At 63.5% G+C, this 14,500-nt stretch carries 16 protein-coding genes and 1 pseudogene; 2 read left to right on the top strand and 15 right to left on the bottom strand.

All coding sequences use genetic code 11. From position 1 onward, the window contains the following. Nucleotides 1-28: 28 nt before the first annotated feature. Nucleotides 29-997, bottom strand: coding sequence for a polysaccharide deacetylase family protein (locus ACZYZ7_RS20500; protein ID WP_463741659.1), 969 nt, complete (start codon nt 995-997; stop codon nt 29-31). 260 nt (nt 998-1,257) lie between these two features. Between ACZYZ7_RS20500 and ACZYZ7_RS20495 the strand changes: the two genes are divergently transcribed. After that, on the top strand, nt 1,258-2,274 hold the full coding sequence (locus ACZYZ7_RS20495; RefSeq protein ID WP_463741658.1) for an NADP-dependent oxidoreductase: 1,017 nt from the start codon (nt 1,258-1,260) through the stop codon (nt 2,272-2,274). Nucleotides 2,275-2,346: 72 nt separating this feature from the next. Here ACZYZ7_RS20495 and ACZYZ7_RS20490 read toward each other — a convergent pair whose 3' ends face one another. Beyond that, a complete protein-coding gene (locus ACZYZ7_RS20490; RefSeq protein ID WP_463741657.1) occupies nt 2,347-3,057 on the bottom strand; it encodes a DJ-1/PfpI family protein in 711 nt (236 codons plus the stop codon). 244 nt (nt 3,058-3,301) lie between these two features. On the opposite strand from ACZYZ7_RS20490, the pseudogene ACZYZ7_RS20485 reads away from it, so the two are divergent. After that, nucleotides 3,302-3,465: pseudogene (locus tag ACZYZ7_RS20485) on the top strand (IS21 family transposase); the annotation flags it as partial. A gap of 76 nt (nt 3,466-3,541) precedes the next feature. Here ACZYZ7_RS20485 and ACZYZ7_RS20480 read toward each other — a convergent pair. From ACZYZ7_RS20480 to ACZYZ7_RS20420, 13 genes are all read right to left on the bottom strand, one after another. Then, nucleotides 3,542-4,315: a GNAT family N-acetyltransferase gene (locus ACZYZ7_RS20480; protein ID WP_463741656.1), complete on the bottom strand. Its 774-nt coding sequence runs from the start codon at nt 4,313-4,315 to the stop codon at nt 3,542-3,544. 30 nt (nt 4,316-4,345) lie between these two features. Beyond that, the gene (locus ACZYZ7_RS20475) at nt 4,346-4,609 is read right to left on the bottom strand and encodes an alpha/beta fold hydrolase (RefSeq protein WP_463741655.1); all 264 of its coding nucleotides are present in this window, start codon (nt 4,607-4,609) and stop codon (nt 4,346-4,348) included. After that, nucleotides 4,548-4,832, bottom strand: a complete 285-nt coding sequence (locus ACZYZ7_RS20470) for an alpha/beta fold hydrolase (protein ID WP_463741654.1) — start codon at nt 4,830-4,832, stop codon at nt 4,548-4,550. Before ACZYZ7_RS20470 ends, ACZYZ7_RS20475 begins: the two co-directional genes overlap by 62 nt. A gap of 85 nt (nt 4,833-4,917) precedes the next feature. Then, the gene (locus tag ACZYZ7_RS20465) at nt 4,918-5,307 is read right to left on the bottom strand and encodes a RidA family protein (protein ID WP_463741653.1); all 390 of its coding nucleotides are present in this window, start codon (nt 5,305-5,307) and stop codon (nt 4,918-4,920) included. A gap of 282 nt (nt 5,308-5,589) precedes the next feature. Next, on the bottom strand, nt 5,590-6,018 hold the full coding sequence (locus ACZYZ7_RS20460) for a Rid family hydrolase (RefSeq protein ID WP_463741652.1): 429 nt from the start codon (nt 6,016-6,018) through the stop codon (nt 5,590-5,592). 87 nt (nt 6,019-6,105) lie between these two features. Beyond that, nucleotides 6,106-6,816 carry an HD domain-containing protein gene (locus tag ACZYZ7_RS20455; protein ID WP_463741651.1) on the bottom strand — a complete coding sequence of 237 codons (711 nt, stop codon included), beginning with the start codon at nt 6,814-6,816 and terminating at the stop codon, nt 6,106-6,108. A 425-nt stretch (nt 6,817-7,241) separates the two neighbouring features. After that, nucleotides 7,242-8,606: an NAD-dependent succinate-semialdehyde dehydrogenase gene (locus tag ACZYZ7_RS20450; RefSeq protein ID WP_463741650.1), complete on the bottom strand. Its 1,365-nt coding sequence runs from the start codon at nt 8,604-8,606 to the stop codon at nt 7,242-7,244. 23 nt (nt 8,607-8,629) lie between these two features. Continuing rightward, nucleotides 8,630-9,586, bottom strand: a complete 957-nt coding sequence (locus ACZYZ7_RS20445; protein ID WP_463741649.1) for a PDR/VanB family oxidoreductase — start codon at nt 9,584-9,586, stop codon at nt 8,630-8,632. Next, nucleotides 9,586-10,401, bottom strand: coding sequence for a gamma-glutamyl-gamma-aminobutyrate hydrolase family protein (locus tag ACZYZ7_RS20440; RefSeq protein WP_463741648.1), 816 nt, complete (start codon nt 10,399-10,401; stop codon nt 9,586-9,588). Before ACZYZ7_RS20440 ends, ACZYZ7_RS20445 begins: the two co-directional genes overlap by 1 nt. Continuing rightward, nucleotides 10,398-11,114, bottom strand: coding sequence for a gamma-glutamyl-gamma-aminobutyrate hydrolase family protein (locus ACZYZ7_RS20435; RefSeq protein ID WP_450070448.1), 717 nt, complete (start codon nt 11,112-11,114; stop codon nt 10,398-10,400). The genes ACZYZ7_RS20440 and ACZYZ7_RS20435 overlap by 4 nt, the downstream gene beginning before the upstream one ends. A 1-nt stretch (nt 11,115) precedes the next feature. Then, nucleotides 11,116-11,817: a substrate-binding periplasmic protein gene (locus ACZYZ7_RS20430; protein ID WP_463741647.1), complete on the bottom strand. Its 702-nt coding sequence runs from the start codon at nt 11,815-11,817 to the stop codon at nt 11,116-11,118. Beyond that, nucleotides 11,814-13,199, bottom strand: coding sequence for a glutamine synthetase family protein (locus ACZYZ7_RS20425; RefSeq protein ID WP_463741646.1), 1,386 nt, complete (start codon nt 13,197-13,199; stop codon nt 11,814-11,816). Before ACZYZ7_RS20425 ends, ACZYZ7_RS20430 begins: the two co-directional genes overlap by 4 nt. 60 nt (nt 13,200-13,259) lie before the next feature. Continuing rightward, complete coding sequence (locus ACZYZ7_RS20420) at nt 13,260-14,471, bottom strand: cytochrome P450 (protein ID WP_450070445.1); 1,212 nt, start codon at nt 14,469-14,471, stop codon at nt 13,260-13,262. Between the last annotated feature and the right edge of the window lie 29 nt (nt 14,472-14,500).

The following is a 14,500-nucleotide window of genomic DNA, read 5'->3' as shown; positions in this document are numbered from 1 at the left end:
TTCTGATGGCTTCGACGCAGCGTCTGTGCTATTTCCAGTCCCATAGATAGGGCGATCCCACCCGCTCAGCGATCGGCTTGAGGACCTTCTCGTCGTAGTACTGGAGGGTGTCCATCCCGTTGACCGGGCACTTGAACAGGATCTCGCCGAAAAGCTCATCAGAGAGGTCGGGTTTCGCGATGCCCGCGGCCACCGCATAGCGCTGCAGATGATTGCTGAATCCGTCTTGTACTGGCGGCATGCTGAAGTTCACCGGATGCTGCATAGCCTTCTCGAGACTGACGAACTGCACACCTCGCTGCTTATATGCCTCGACAATGCGCCCGATGGTGCGTGCAGCCAGGGGAGTGCCGTGCACCATCCAGATGTGTGGAACGTTGGCGCCGAACATGGCGCGGGCAGATGCGGCATGCTTCTCCAGGCCCTCGATGGCGCCCTGGACGTGGAGGTCCTCCAGCCTGGCTTGTGCCTCACCGTCGCCGGTAATGAGGGACCGCTGATACGGCACGATGTAGACGAAGTCACCGAACCAGCACGTGATGGGCGCGTTTCGGTATCCGTTGTCGCGCAGGAAGTCCTCGACGCGTCCGCGCTTGCTCTCCGAGCCTGAAGACATGTCCATCGGGTAGCGGAAGTAGCGTTCGGGGGCCAGGTCGACAAGCCGGCCGATGAGCTGCTCGGCCTGGTCGACATCACGGCAGAAGTCATCAGCGCTCATCCAGCGCAGTGGGGCGTGTTGATGGGTGTGGTTGCCCAGGTGGTGGCCGGCGTCCAGCCACGCGTCCCAGCACGCCAAGCTGGTCGGGTCCTTGGCGATGCTGTAGGTGTGTGCGAACCCGTAGATACCGTTCTGGCCGGAATCGGTAAGCGCCTTCGCGAGCGCGCGGGTCACATCGAGTGAGCTGTGTCCTTCGGGAAGTGGCGTACCGTCCCACAACACGAAATCATCGACAGTGATGGCCACTTGGACGTTGCTGAGCGAAGACTGGCCGACCATGGCAAAGTTCCTTCTGGCGATGTGGCGCTCCGACTGAACGCCGTGCGACATCGAACGTACGAATGTGATGGGGAGCACGTCTTGGGCTGAGGCGCACTTCCCCTTTCGCTCTGCGCAAGCTGTATCGATCTCATCGGCAGCGACATTCGACGCAGCGCTGAGATCGAACATGGTGCGCATCTGGCCAAGCCGCTGCGGTTCGGCGGGTTCTAGCGTGGCCGCAGACGGTCGCGATAGTCGGCCATGAGAGGAAGGTGCGCATGACGACAACCCTGCAATATGTGCTGGCCCGGCGCCCGAAAGGTCCTGTCGCAGAAAGCGATTTTCGCCTCGTGGAGACCGTGCTCCCAGACCTTGAAGATGGCGACGTAGCGTTCGAAACGCTCCTTGTCTCAATAGATCCGGCGATCCGCGGCTGGCTCGACGATCGCCCGAGCTACCTGCCACCGGTGCAGATCGGCGCTCCGGTTCGAGCGCTGGGCATTGCCCGCGTGGTCGCCACGCGCCACCCGAGCTTCTCGCCAGGAGATCTCGTGCGAGGGTTCGTCGGATGGCAAGAACGATTCGTGGTTACCGCTCCAGGATCTGATTGGGAACGCATCACCCAGAACTCGGCGGTACCACTGCAGCGTTGGCTCGGAATCCTTGGAATGACAGGCCTCACCGCCTGGGCCGGTGTGCGCGACATACTCAAACCGGAAGCGGGACATACGGTCCTGGTCTCAGGGGCCTCAGGCGCTGTCGGCAGCGTCGCGGTGCAGCTCGCCAAGCATGCGGGCGCCCGCGTTGTCGGCATCGCCGGCGGCCCAGAGAAGTGCCGCATGCTCGTCGAAGACCTTGGCGTGGATGACGTCGTCGACCGCAAAGCGAAGAACTGGGCAGAACAACTGGTTGAGGCCACACCGCAGGGGATCGACCGAGTCTTCGAGAACTCCGGAGGCCCAATGTTCGAAGCGACAATCGATCGACTCAACAACCACGCCCGCATCGCTTTATGCGGCCTGATCGACGGATACAACCTGGATCAAAGGCCCGCGGGACCCCGAAACTTCGGGCTGCTGCTTAGTAAGCGCACCCTTCTGCAGGGATTGATCGTTCTTGACTACTTCGACCGCGCGGCGGAGGCCCAGCGGGAACTCTCAGGGTTACTGCGAGCGGGGACTCTCAAGGAGATCGACACCGTGGTCCACGGTTTTCATGAGTTGCCGCATGCTTTCATCCGATCGTTCGATTCTGGAGCTCCAGGAAAGTTGGTCGTCGAGACCGTGCACGTGTAGGTACCGCGATACGTCGGACTTTCGAACAAGTGGCGTGAGATGCGCGAGGCCTGATGTGGTGGGTGTCCAGCCTCAGCTGTTGGTCACGATACGTCGAGCAGTCTGGAGCCGACGCTCGAGTAACGGCTTGCCTCGGGCGGTGACGGCTTGCAGGACATGCGGGGGCGCAGTTTCGGGGGTGCCGCTAGAGAACGGTGGCTGGGGTGCGTACTGGATGGAGAGTTGGACCGCTTGGGCTTCGTCGAGTCCTCGCAGTTCGGCCGCGACCATCAGGGCTGCGTCGATACCAGCGGTGACACCCGCGGCAAACACGAAGCGGCCGTCGGTGACCACACGCTCGGTGACGGAGGTTGCACCGAAGATCGGAAGGACTTCGAGCGATGCCCAGTGCGTGGTTGCGCGCCGTCCGTGCAGCAACCCTGCGGCACCCAGCAGCAGTGCGCCGGTACACACCGACAAAACACATCGAGCTCCAGATGCCTGCTGTTGCAGCCAATTCAAGAGCCGTTGGTTTTCCATGTGGGCTTGCTGACCGGGCCCACCAGGAACGTGTAGAACATCCAACTGGGGTGCGTCTTCAAGTATCGCTTCGGGTAGGAGTCTCAGTCCGCGCCAATCACGGACGGACTGTAGTGAAAGGCCGTATGTGGTGTACGTGACGTTGCTCAGCGATGCAAGCACCTCGTAGGGGCCGGTGAAATCGATCTGATCCATATCATCGAAGATGACGGATCCAATCTTCAGATTCTGCTGGTGATGCTTGGCCTCATCGAGATCGCGCATGCCCCCATTGTTGCTTCAAAAGAGATCCCTCGCGTCGCTCATTGCGGCCAGTTTCCGTCTGAATTCGGCCATATGGCGCTAGGCCGTCGGCCGTCTGATTGTGACCGGTTGATGCGGCCCCGTTGTGACGGTTCGAGTTGGCTCCATCTGCGACTCGTCGGGGTGGTTGCGGCGGTTTGATCTGGCCCCAGCCGAGGCTCGCTGTGAACAGCAGGTTTACGAGCCGGATCGGTGGTGGTCGGAGATGGAGTCACGGGTGGAGTTGTTCGCGCAGATCCGTCGGGATGCTCGGGTGGAGGGCCTGAGCATCCGAGCGTTGGCGCGCAAATATGGGTGCATCGACGGACGGTGCGGCAGGCCCTGGCTTCGGCGACACCGCCGCCGCGGAAGACCCCCATCCGTGCGTCCCGGCCCCCACTCCTATCGACTTGCCCACAGCCGACAGACGGTCAACCACTAAACCAGCTCCCGCCACGCCGCCACATCAGCGATGGAACTCGTAGGGAACCGTGTCCGTGACGTGTGCGAAACCATACCGCTCCAGGATTCGTCGAGAGTCCTGGGTCGAATCGCTATGGATGAGGGTCTTCCCACCTCGCAGAGCCGAACGCGCGCGCGCTGCAGTCAGGGCACGATAGATGCCCTTCCCACGCCAGGCCGGACGCGTCGCGCCACCCCAGATCCCGGCGAACACGGTGCCGGGGACCGGATTCAACCGTCCAGCGCTGATCACCTCTCCGGCGGCCTCCGCGATCCAATACTCCGCCCCGTGGTCGCCGGCGACCTCCGCAAGCAGCTCATCAAGGTGCGACGGTTCACCGAAGACCTCCGACTGCATCTGAGCCATGCGCCGTACGTCACACTCAGCAATGATCCGGCGCAGGAGAACTCCCTCGGGAACCGGAACCTCCACCGCCAGTGACTCCGCTGTGCCCACCATCACCGACTCCAGCACGCCGGACACGAAGCCGTGCTCAACCAGCGCCCCCTCCAGGCCGGGGGCGTCGTCATGACTTCTCGTCTTCCACTCCACCACCGCGACGTCAGGGTCGGATTCGAAGTGGGTGACCGCACGCGCTACCAGCGATCTGACCGAAGCGCTGTCGGCGCCGGAAAGATCACGATAGGAGACGAATCCACGTCCCCCAGCGAAAGTCGCCAACCACAACGGCCCGATCCGGGTCACCGTGTGGGCACCGAGCATCTCCGCCTCGGTACGCAGCGAGTCGTCATAGGCCAGGAGCAAGTCACCCGTCACCCACCGCAACCTACGGGCACGTCACTGGCATCACCAGACATTTACCGAGCTGCACATCCGGGGCCAACACAAACCGTCAGGGTGGCGCCAGCGGAGGTTGACACAACCAGCCGTCTGTGTGCGCGGCGGTGGCGTACTCAAAGATCCACCTGCAGCGAACCGCTCGGGATGGTGCCGGGCAGCGCTCCACACGGTGGGCGCACCCCAATCGTGGCCGACCCACGTGGCCTGATCAATTTCGAGCGCGTCTACCAATGCGATCAGGTCGCACGTGATGCCGCAACGCGTAGTCATCGAAGCGTTTGAAGACCGTTGATCCACCCGTCCCACGCAGGTCCGGTGCGATCACACGGTAGCCACGCGCCCCCAGTTCCGCGAGTTGGTGTCGCCAAGCCCATGACGTCTGCGGCCAACCATGTACCAACACGACAGGCTGTCCATCCAGCGGCCCAGATTCGCGATACGCGATCACCTGCGTGTCCACCTGAATCTGTTGCAGCGGAAAGTCTTCACTCATTCGTCTTTGCTTCCAGTCGTCGGTTTCAGTCGTGGATTCACCCGTCACTGGGCTGCGGGAGTGGTCCAGGCGGGACCAGAGGGACTCAGCCGCGATACGCGATCGCCGGTATCTCGAGGACTTGACCCGGCAGCAAGAAGCCCGGGACCTTGACAATGGACATGTTGGGAGCGTGGTCGCCGACCCACGGAACGTAGACCTGGGGGATGGCCTCCGCCAGTGCGGGCAGGTCCGATGCGTAGATCGTCAGGGACACGAGATTCGTTCGGTCCAGACCTTCAGTTTTCAAGAGGTCTTCGATCACCCGAAGGATGAATTCCAGCTGCTTGGCCGTGTCATCTGGATGGACAATCTGTAGATCCTCCAGGCCGCCGACATTCGCGACAACGCCAGCGAGATGGACGGTGTCACCGGCGCTCACGATCTGATTGAACCCGAAGCCCTTGAAGACTTCAGGGGTGATGAAGTGATCCACCTGCGGGGAGGTCCTGCGAATCATGATGTCCTTTCAATTAACGTGTCGCAATCCATCTGCAGGGGCGCCTGCCGACCGGCCAGCCCGTAATAAGGTTCTCGCCGACGAATCCGGAGGGATCGAAAGTCCTTGCGCGTAGTCGCGGTCGGTTCGCCGCGAACGAGATCTACTGAGGCAGAGCATGATCCGCACTATGGTGATCGCATGGTGGGCGCCGTGGCGATTACGCCAAGGCTGTTCCCGGCGCCGTCTCGCGCCGGGAACAGCCTTGGCGTGCGCGAGCTATTCGCTGTCAGATCCGATCAGAGCTACAGCCTCGACCTCGATATGCATCTCGGGCAGACCCAGCGCTTTCACACCCAGCGCGGTCCACAGTGGCAGGTGTTCTCCGGCTCGCTTGCGGAACTGATCAACGACCGCTGTCAGGTGATCCTCGCCGATGGAATCCTCACGGATGGGCTTGTGATACGTGTAAACCTTCACGACGTCATGCCACGTGGCCCCTGCCGCCGCGAGAGTCTTTTCGACATTGTCAAAGGCTTTCTCGATCTCTGCTTCCAGCGAGTCGACCGAGAAAGTCAGGTCATCGTCCCATCCGCCCTGACCGGAGATTTCCACGCGATCACCGATCCGAACGGCCTGACCGTAGCTGTACTGCGTGCGAAAAATCTCTCCGTATCCGGGGGTGTCGAAGAACTCAGGGTTAGACATGCGGGTACGTCCTTTCGTTGTCATTTCGTATCCACTTCGGCAAGTCGGCCGTCACGGAGTCTCGGTTCGATGGGTGTCTTGCGGTGCCTAGTTGTCCCACCGCGAACCGCCGTCCGCGATGAGTTGCTCGCCGTAGGTGACACCGAATTCGCGTCGCTCCCGCAGGACTTCGCCCGGAGGGCTATAGCGCGGGGCGTTGTTCGGATCACTTGCAGCGTGATCGGCGACCGCGTCGATGACTGACGTAGCCATATTGAAGCGAGGGTAGGCGGAGTGGATTACGGCTCCGATTTGTGCGGTTACCGCGTTCAGGTGTGTCTCCGGCAGGCCAAGAACGCCGCCGAAGTCGATGGCGACACCCTGGTAAGTCAGCGAGGTCAGCCCGCCCATTCGCTCGGGGATTACCGCAGTGTTGTGTAGCGCAATGGCTTCCCAGACGGCATCGACCTTATGAGCCCCCAGACCGTGGCCGCTCAGAAATTCGGCGGCGCGATCCGCGCCGTCGACCTCGAAGCGAGTGTTTCTCTTGGCGAGCGGTGACAGTCCAACGTCATGCAGGACGCACGCAAGATAAAGCAGCTCGTCGTCGAAATCCCGGCCAGGTACGAGCCCGATGTGCGGGGCGAGTAGCCGAGCGAACAAATAGCTGCGCACACTGTGATTCGCGATCGCCGGCGACTCTGCGCCTTGCACCAATTCGAGTGCGGCCACTGCTAGTGGTGTGCTCGGCAAGGTGACCAAATCGGCGTCGGCGTGGGGCTGTTCCTTCTCGGACAGTGAAGCTTCCGGCAATGTCATATGACGAGTGTGCGGTCATCTCACCGGGTCGGGCCAGAGGCAGAATTGCCGGTTGCCGTAAGGTTCCAGCCATTTTTTGAGCGTGATCGTGCTACCTCGACGATCTCGGTGACCTCTACGCCGCGACGTCCAGGCCGCCTTGGCTTCGACGTGATGTTGATCACGAGTCGAGTGGTTGAAATCCACAGGGCAGCAACTGAGTCCGCGGGATGCGACTGCGCGCAGCGGTACTTTCCTGAATACCCAGGATCGATGTCGTCGCGGCAAGGTCACCGCGTGATCGTCCTCGGTAGATGGCACCCAAGGTGCGAGACGACGAGTCCCGAGGCGGCCCAGCTCGACCAGTCGAACGGCTGCAGCGGACGGCGGCAGGATCCTTTTCGCCCTTGGTATCTCGGATGTCCCGTTGGCCACTGCTTGTGTGTTTAGTCGGGTGAACCGAATTGCTTGACGGTGCGGATCAGCTTCTTGTTCACGAACTCTCCGATGCCGAGCGTGCCGAGCTCGCGGCCGAAGCCGGACCGCTTGATACCGCCGAAGGGCAGTTCCACGCCATCGGCCTGAACTCCGTTGATGAACACCATGCCGGCATCGATCCTCGCGGCGACCCGCCTGGCTTGATCCGCGTCGGTGGTGAAGACATAGGAGCCCAGCCCGAATGGGGTGTCGTTGGCCAGCGCCAGCGCTTCATCCTCGGATCCGGCCCGGAATACCATCGCAATCGGCCCGAACAGTTCTTGGTAGTAGACGTCGTTGTCGGGCTTCACGTTGGTCAGCACGCCCGTCGGGAAGAACGCGCCGTCACGCTTTCCGGCGCTGGTCAGTGTCGCGCCCTGTTCGACGGCGCTGTCGACCTGCTCCTGCAACCGATCGGCGGCCAGGACCGAGGACAGCGGCGTGATGTCTTCGGCGGCGGCGAGCATTGCCGCGGTGAACTTCTCCAGGAACGCGTCGTAGAGTTCGTCGGCCACGATGAACCGCTTCGCCGCATTGCACGCCTGTCCGGTGTTGTCGAGGCGTGCCGCCGCGGCCTTGGTGACGGTGTCGTCGAGATCGTCGGTGGAAAGCAGGATGAACGGATCGGAACCGCCGAGCTCAAGGACGACCTTCTTCAGGTTGCGCCCCGCGATTTCCGCGACGGCCGCGCCGGCGCGCTCGGAACCGGTCAGCGAAACCCCGGCCACCCGTGGGTGTTCGATGAGCCTGGCCACCTGCTCGTTGGTGGCGTAGATGTTGACGTAGGCCCCGGCGGGGAAGCCGGCGTCGTCGAAGATCTGCTGGATCGCCGCGGCCGACTCCGGGCATTGCGGGGCGTGCTTGAGCAGGATCGTATTGCCGACACACAGGTTGGGCCCGGCGAACCTGGCGACCTGGTAGGCCGGGAAGTTCCACGGCATGATCCCGAGAAGGACGCCGTAGGGGCTGCTCGTGATCAGCGCTTCGCCAGTGCCGTCGAGCAAGTCGATCGGCTGGTCGCGCAGGAGCGCTTCGGCATTGTCGGCGTAGTACTCATAGATCGAGGCACTGAACTTGACTTCGCCGATCGCCGCGGCGAGCGGTTTACCCATCTCGCGCACGATGATCGCGCCGAGTTCATCTGCGCGCTCGGCGTGCAGCTCACCGACGCGACGGATCAGCGCCGCGCGCTCGGCGACTGTTGTCTCCTTGGCCCACGTCTTGGCCGCCGTCACGGCAGCAGACAGGGCATCGTCGATCTCGCCGTCGGTGTCCGTCGGGTACGTGCTGACGACCTCGCCGGTGGCCGGGTCGGTCACGAGGTACAGGTTCATTGTGTTCTCCAGTCCTGGTGTGATCAGTACAGTTCGATGACGAGTTTGTCGCTGAGAGAGCGGGATACGCAGAGCGCCATTTCCTCGTTGTTGGCCTTGACCGTTGCCGACAGGCAGTTGTCGCGGTGATCCGGAATGCCCTCGACGACACCGGAGACGCAGGAACCGCAGATGCCTTCCCCGCACGATCTGAACACGTCGCAACCGGCTTCCTCGAGCACGTCGAGAATCGAGCGGTCGGCCGGGATCTCGAACACCTCGCCACTGGCCAGCTCGACGGTGAACGCCGTGTCGCCGGATGTGTCGACTTCCTTCGGTGTGAACGCCTCGAGGTGGATATGGTCCGCGCCGACGGCGGGTGTGAATGCGGTAACCACTTGGTTCATGAATCCTTCTGGACCACAGGTGTATACGTGTGTGTCGGCCGAGATTTTCGCCGCCATCTGCTCGAACAGCGCGAGGTGCTCCGTGCGCGGCACGCCGACGTGCAGGGTGACGAAGTCGCGGTATTCGACTCGTTCCGTGAGGAAGTCGTCGAATGCCATCTCCTCCCGTGACCGAGCGAAATAGTGCAGCTCGAAATCGGCGCCCCAGCTGTACAGCTCGAATGCCATGCTCATCAACGGCGTGAGACCGATACCGCCGGCGATCAGAATGTGCTTGGCGGCCGCTGGGACGATACCGAGCATGTTTCGCGGCTTGCTGATCTTCAGGTGGTCGCCGACCTTTAGTTCGTGTATCGCGGCTGAACTGCCGTTGGGCCCTTCCTTTTTCACTGCGACCCACATCGACGAATCGTCTTTGGGCGAGCCGGCCAGCGAGTACTGGCGAAGCACCCCAGTGGGGCCGGTCACGTCGATGTGGGCGCCGGAACGCCACTCGCCGAAGGGGGAGCCGTCGAGCTGCTCCAGCCGGAGACCCCGGATCTCCGGTGTCTCCACCTGGATCTCGACGATGCGGACAACGATGGTGTTTTCCATCATTGGGCTCCCAGGCCAGGCTGGTTGGTTGGTGCTGAAGGCTGAACGGCGGCCGCAAGGAATTCGGCGAACAGCTTGTACAGCGGGTCCAGGGGCCCGTCGTCGTCCTCCGGGTGGAATTGCACGCCCAGCACCCAGTCCGTCGGATGTTCCACGCTTTCGACGATGCCGTCGAGGGCTCGGGCAGCGGCGACGAGCTCATCCGCCACGTGATCGACGGCCTGGTGGTGACCCGACCGCACGACGAGTGGCCCCGCGCCGAGGATCGCAGACAGCCGGGTCTCGGGTGCCACCTCGATCTTTTCGTCGATGAAGATCGGTTCGCCCGGCCCGCCGCGATGGAGCTGATAGTCGGTGATGTCAGCGATGATCGTGCCGCCGTAGCAGACGTTGATCAGCTGCGAACCGCGACAGATGCCCAGCACCGGCCGGTTGGCGTCGATGTAGGCCCGGATCATCCTCAGGCTGACGCGGTCCGCCTGCTCGTCGACACCGTAGGAGTTCGGCACCGGCCCGTCCGGTCCGCCGTAGCAGACCGCCGCGATGTCGCCGCCGCCGAGTACCAGCAGACCGTCGGCATCGACAACCACATCGACGGCACCGGGGTCGGAGGTGTCCACCAGCTCAAAGCTGGCGTCGAGGTCCGCGAGCGCGGTCAGCGCGGTGCGGGTGAAGCGCCGTTGCAGTGCCGCGACCGGCTCGGTGAGATCGGGGAAGTTGAGTGACAGCAACACCGCAATGTGCGGCCGTCCTGGCTCGCGGCTCCGCGCGTTGGATGGTTCGACTTCTGTGCGCAGGATGACGGGGTTGTTCATACAAGGGCCTCCACCCTGGACTTGGCGGCTCGTTCGGAAAGGTCGGCGAAGAGGGCCGCGTCGCTGGACGAGGATGCGTGGAGATCCTCGGGATGCCATTGCACGGCCAGCAGCGTCCCGGCAGTGTGTTCGAGAGCTTCGACGCAGCCGTCGTCGGCGGTTCCGACGACCCGCAGGTCCGCACCGATCACACCGACCGCCTGGTGGTGATACGACGACACCGGGATCCGCGTCGAGCCGACGACTTCGAAGAGTCGGCTGTCCTCGAGCACCTCCACACCGTGTACGCCGTTGCGGTGTGCGACGTTGCTCGACGGCAGATGCTGGACCAGATCGCCCCCCTGGATCACGTTGAGGATTTGCAGGCCGCGGCAGATCGCGAGGGTCGGGATGCCGGATTCGACGGCACAGGACATCACCGCCATGTCGAACGCATCCTGGTGGGCGACCGGATCCTCGGTCTCGGCTGCGGGCTCCTGGCCATAGTGCCGCGGGTCCATATCGGCGCCTCCCGGCATGCAGATGCCGTCGAACCGGGTGAGCCGGTCGGCCAGCTCATCGGCTGGATAGTCATCGGGACCATGCAGGACAACAGGTTCGCCGCCGCCGGCCCACACCGCCTCGCAGATGGCCTCTGCCGCCAGCGTCGCGCTGAAGCGCAGGATCGGTACGCGGGCGGCACGCCGGCCCGGCACCGCGATCAGTGGTCGCAAGTCAGCTCACCTCAAAGGGGTAGTTGAGCGTCGGCAGCCACTGCGCCCACGCGGACTTCAGCCGTCCGTCGGCGATGATCCGCTCCAGTGCACCATCAAGGGCCGCAAGGGTTTCGGGACGATCCTTGGCGACCGCGATACCCCACGGGTTGTTGGTCTTGACGACGAACGCGAGCTCGAAGTCCGGGTCGGAGTCGCCGAGCGGAACGAACACGACGTCGTCGTCACAGACGGCGTCGACCTCGCCCGAGCGCAAAGCGGCGAGCATGTCCTCGTAAACGTGTTCCGATTCGAACTCGATCACCTCAGCACCGGTGAACGAAGAGGCCAGGTTGTAGTTCGCTGATGCGCGGATGGCGGCGATCCGTTTGCCGGCCAGGCCCGCCGGGTCGGGAACAGCCTCGCCGCGGCGCATCAGGATGCCTTCGTGGAAGATCCCGTACGGGCGGGTGAAATCGGTCTGCTCCAGGCGGGCGGGAATGATGCCCTGGCCGCACAGGACGCCGTCCACCCGATGGTCGCGGGCGGCGGGCAGCATGTCGCCCCATGCCATGATGACCCACTCGAGTTCCCGGTCCAGTTCGGCCGCAAGGAGTTCGGCGACGGCCGGCTCGTATCCGGCCCGGCCGCCGGGGGACGACGCGAGCCCGAACAGCGGTGGTGCGTCGGCGTCGATGCAGGCGAGTCGCAGTGGCTCGGTCACGGGGTGTCCTCCCAGTACATCGTGCGTTCCCAGTCGGTGATCGAGCTGTTGAAGCGCGCCCACTCGTCGGTCTTGTACTCCAGCAACAGGTTCCCCAGCGGAGCGCCCAGCGCATTGATCAGATAGTCGTCGGCCTTGAACGCGGCCAGCGCATCGCCGAGGGTAAGCGGCAGTTCTCCGAACAACTCGGGTTCCGTGGACTCATAGCTCGAGCCGACAGTGGGTGCGCCGGGACTGATCTGGTTCTTCAGGCCGTCGTCGATGGAGGCCAGCATCGCCGCGTGGGTCAGGTACGGGTTGCATGCGGCATCGGGAAGCTTGTACTCGAGCCGGCCATTGGCCGACAGGCGCACCGTGCAGGTCTTGTTGTCCAGGCCCCAGTTGATCTTCGACGGGGCGAACTGACCTGCGTCCCAGTATCGCTTGTAGGAGTTGACCGTTGACCCCATGATCAGCATCGCGCCCGGGGTATGGGTGAGCAGCCCGCCGAGGGCGTACTGCCCCTCCTCGGTGAGGTGCAGGTCGTGGCGGCCGTCGTCGGCCAGGATGTTGACGTCGCCCCGCCACAGGCTGAAGTTGTGGTGGCAGCCGTTACCCATGTAACCCTGACCGGGTTTGGGCATGAAGCTCGCCTCGATGCCGAGCTCCCGGGCGACCTGCTTGCAGATCTGCCGGTAGGTCATCAGCCGGTCGGCCGTTGCGTCGCTGTGGTCGTACATCCAGTTCAGTTCGACCTGACCGGCGTCCTCGAAGTCACCTTCGACCATCTGGAAGCCCATGAACTTCGCGTAGGCGATCACCTTCTGGTAGATCGCGCGATATCGCTCGAGGTGCTCGATGTGGTAGGCGGGACTTGAGTCGGGGCGCGAAGTGGTGATGAAACCCGGCCCCTCCCAGGTCATCTCGGGCTCGGTCCCGGTGCGCAGCTCCAGCCCGGTGCGATCGTTGAACGCGGCGTGCAGTCGTTTCATCAGGCCGCGCGTGTCGGTCGGAAGAGGAGCGCCGGGATCGACCATAACGTGGTCGGGTTCGTAGAGACTGCAGAAGACGCGCGCGGTCTTGTGGTCCCAGGGCAGCACCGAGAAGGTGTCGAGGTCGGGCACCGCGCAGTACTCGGGTGCTCCCACGCCGCCGCCGAGCAATACACCCTCACGGGTCGTCTGCAGGTTGGCGATGGCGGTGCGGTGCTGCATGACGCCACGTGTCGCCAACCGCGCGAATTGGTCTGCGGGAACGACTTTTCCGACGACTCTTGCGGTGATCGTCACCGCCTGGAAGTAGACGAACTCCACACCGTATTCCTCGATCGCCGCGAGCGCGGCATCGAGGGCTCCGGGTGTGGAATTGGCGTCACGGTGTTGGTCGAGCGCTGATGTGCTCATGGACGCGGACCTTTCGGGATGAGTTTGGTGGGTGAGTAGTTGGTGGGGTGGATGGCCTGCTCAGGCCGGGGTGAAGCTGATCGGAAGCTTGTTCGCGCCGGTGTTGCCCGAGTCGGGCATCCACTCGGCGCCGTCGAGCATCTTCGGGTCCCGAAGCCGGCGGGCCAGCAGAGGTAGCGCCTCGGACATGTCGGCCCGGGCGACGAAGTGGCCCAGGCAGTGGTGCGCTCCACCACCGAAACCGAAGTGCGGCTTGCGTTCGGCGGCGATGTCGAAGCTGGGTTGCCCGAACGCCCGTGGATCGGTACCGGAGGACTCGCTGAACAGGTGGATGGTGGTTCCGGCGCTGATGGCCAGTCCCTTGTGTTCGAAGTCCTCGGTCGCCTCGCGGGTGACCCAGCGGACCGTCGGGTTGGTCCGCATCACCTCCTCGACCGCCTTGCCGCCCAGGGCCGGGTTCTCCGCGAGTAGATCCCACTGTGCGGGGTTGTCGATGAAGCTCTGCATCGCCAGGCCCAGTTGGTTGCGGGTGGTGTCATAGCCGCCGAAGATCATCAGGACGATGGCATCGCGCAGTTCGTCGGCGGACAGTCCGCCGTCGTTCTTCGCCTGCACGAGGGTCGTCGTGAAATCATCGCGAGGGTTGGCCTCACGGTCGGCGATCGCGGCGTCGGCGTACTCGAAAAGCGTGGCCAGGGCGGCCTCGATCCGCGGCAGCTCCTGTTTGAAGGTGATGCCCATCGCCAGTCCGATGGTGGCGGACTCCCGGGCGATGGTCCGCCACTCGGATTCGGGCAGGCCCAGCATGATGGCGATGACGCGAGCGGCATATGGGTCGGCGAACTCGGCGATGAACTCGCACTCACCCTTGTCGGCGAAGGCGTCGATGAGTTCGCTTGCCAGCGCCTGGAACCGGGGTACGAGGCCTTTGATCAGCCGCTTGGAGAACGCCGGGTTGAGCAGGGTACGCAGCCGTCGGTGCTCTTGGCCTTCTTTGTTCAGGATCCAGCTGTTCCACCAGTCCAGGAACGGGCCGTCTGTCACCCCGTTGTGGGCCGGCCAGTGCACACTGCCCTGACGCAGGCTCGGATGGTGCATGAGCTCGCTGACCTCGTCGTAACGCAGGACGGCGATCCCGTACTCGGTATGGGCGAACCAGCTGGCTTCCCGGGCCTCGTGGACCACGGCCGAGGTGATCGAGAACGAGGGATCGGTCACGTTCAGGCGCGGGGCCTCGGTGCCAGTGTTGGCGGTGATGGTGTTCGGAGTCATGGTGACTCTCCTTTGGAGATCGTAATCTG

The organism is Mycobacterium sp. IDUB_17, assembly GCF_055419465.1.
This window is presented reverse-complemented; position numbering and strand designations above follow the sequence as displayed.